The organism is Citrobacter sp. S55_ASV_140 (genome assembly GCF_018919505.1).
In the GTDB taxonomy this organism is placed as follows: Bacteria; Pseudomonadota; Gammaproteobacteria; order Enterobacterales; family Enterobacteriaceae; genus Citrobacter; species Citrobacter werkmanii.
In genome coordinates this window covers 1-2,097 of sequence record NZ_JAHLQZ010000352.1, presented here as the reverse complement: position 1 = coordinate 2,097, position 2,097 = coordinate 1, and the positions used below count along the sequence as shown (strand labels likewise).

Sequence of the window (2,097 nt, the reverse complement as noted above, 5' to 3'; positions counted from 1 at the left end):
GATTTTACCCATCGCCATCAGACGGAAGTTATCGGCGATAAATGTCACCAGTCGCTTCTGAGTCAGCACCAGCGGGTATTTCTGGAAAATGGTACTTTCTTCCGGCTGTTCGATATGCTGATCCAGCATACGCAGACCACCGTTCTGCACCATTTCCAGCAGCTCATACAGGCACATCAGTAGCTGACGCTGAAATTCCGGTCCCATTTTCTTTTTACTGATCACCCCTTTGATCTGATGGGCGATCTCTTTCAGCACATGTACCGGGTTCCCAATAATCATCGCCCCCAGGCCAGCACCAACGATAATAATAATTTCTGCTGGCTGCCAAATAGCAATTAACTGCCCACCAGCCTCAAAGTAGCCGCCAAATACGCAGCCCAAAACCACTAATAAGCCAAAAATCTTTTGCATTACGTCCTCCGCATGTTGATTCGGAATTGTTAGTCTGGATATAAACAATCACGAATCTTGTGCGTGATTTTTTTATTCATTTGACAGATTCGGGCTTCGGTCAGCCCTAATACCAGCGCGATCTCTTTTAAATTCATATCGTGTTGGTAATACATTGAGAGCACGAGACCCTCTTTTTCGCTGAGTTGGCTCAGGGCGTAACTCAACATTTCCTGCGTGACGAATTGCTCTTCCAGCCCCCGCCCTTCGAGCGGTGCTATCGGCATATCGCCATTCAGTAATTCATCCAGGCTGGCCAGCGTTTCCGCACCTTCCAGCTGTTGGTATTCCTGATAATCCTCAGACGATAATCCCCGTCGGGACAACTCCTCCCATGAGGGTTCATGCCCAAGCTGTGTGCGCGCATCACGAATCAAATCTTTAATCTGATGGTATTTTTGGCGTAGCTGGCGAGGCCGCCAGTCGAGGCTGCGCAGCTCATCCAGAATTGCGCCGCGTATGCGGTGAACGGCATAACCGGCAAAACCTTCGTCTGGTTGACCGTAGCGTCGAATCGCATTCAGCAATCCCATCAACGCCGTTTGTTCCATATCCTGCCTGTCCATAACGCAGGTACATTGCGGCGCAAGTTGACGCACCACTTTGCGCACCAACGGCAGATAAGCCTGTAAATAATGGCTCTCTTGCTTTGGCGTAAGCATGGGCGTCGCATTAAAGTCTTCTGACTCGTAAGCATCCTGTATCATGTTATTTCCTGGCTTGTCGCTTATTGGAACACGACTTTTTTCACCAATATCTCCTTATAAGGTGTCGCCATTTTGCGTTTCGCTAATTCAACTTTCAGATTTTCAAATATTTTCTTTCTGATTTCGGAGATCTTCAGCGCCCGAATATCTTCATACTTCATATTCGAAAGCTCATCTACGGTAATACTTTGATAGAGCGGTTCGTCCTGCTTAATTTTTTCAGCATCTTTCTCTGAATCAACAACCATCACCAGCTCAGCGACCATATAGCGATCGCCGCCTTCATCATCATGCAGCGTAACCACCGTTTCTGGCAGGGAGACAAAAATATTGTTGGACTCATCCTGGCTATCTTCCGCTTCGTGAGCGGGAGTCGCTGCCGCAGCCGTGGTTCCCTTATTCATAGCATGATAAATGCCCCATCCGGCCCCCCCCGCAATACCCAAAGCGACGACGGAACTGATCACACACGCGATAACGATTTTCTTCATTTTGCTTTTACACTTTGATCAGAACGGATTCATTCCGTTGAAATTGAGGTTCATCATTGAGCACTAATGCTGACGCCACCTCATCCTGTTGATGACCTGACTGCTGTTTTTGCTGCTGCGATTGCCCCTCGGAAGAGACCTGAACATTGACTTCCATGAAGTTCTGCGCCGTCAGGTGCTGACGCAGGTTTTCGCTAAACTGCTGCAATGAGCGGCAGACATCGCTCTGATTTGCGCCGATGTGTACCATCAGCTTCCCAGCATCCAGTTGCACAGCAATTTCAAGTTTGCCCAGCGACGGAGGATCAAGACGGATGGTCGAAATTTGCTGTTGCTGACCTATCTGGAACTGAATTCTGTCTTTAAGCAACGCAGTGAGTTTCTCCCCGAGTTCCTCCGTTGACATCGTCACTGGTGCGGAAACTGGCGTCGACACGATGTTATGC

General features: G+C 48.6%; 4 protein-coding genes. All 4 read right to left on the bottom strand.

Annotation, left to right across the window (positions count from 1 at the left end):
- A partial coding sequence (locus tag KQJ18_RS23640) for a motility-associated protein (protein ID WP_346014729.1) occupies positions 1 to 414 on the bottom strand: 414 nt, incomplete at its 3' end.
- Between the two features lie 29 nt (positions 415 to 443).
- Positions 444 to 1,160 carry a FliA/WhiG family RNA polymerase sigma factor gene (locus KQJ18_RS23635; RefSeq protein WP_038637670.1) on the bottom strand — a complete coding sequence of 239 codons (717 nt, stop codon included), beginning with the start codon at positions 1,158 to 1,160 and terminating at the stop codon, positions 444 to 446.
- A gap of 20 nt (positions 1,161 to 1,180) precedes the next feature.
- Complete coding sequence (locus KQJ18_RS23630; protein ID WP_038637667.1) at positions 1,181 to 1,651, bottom strand: flagellar basal body-associated FliL family protein; 471 nt, start codon at positions 1,649 to 1,651, stop codon at positions 1,181 to 1,183.
- A 7-nt stretch (positions 1,652 to 1,658) separates the two neighbouring features.
- The coding region (locus tag KQJ18_RS23625) for a flagellar hook-length control protein FliK (RefSeq protein WP_216422907.1) at positions 1,659 to 2,097 on the bottom strand (439 nt) is incomplete at its 5' end.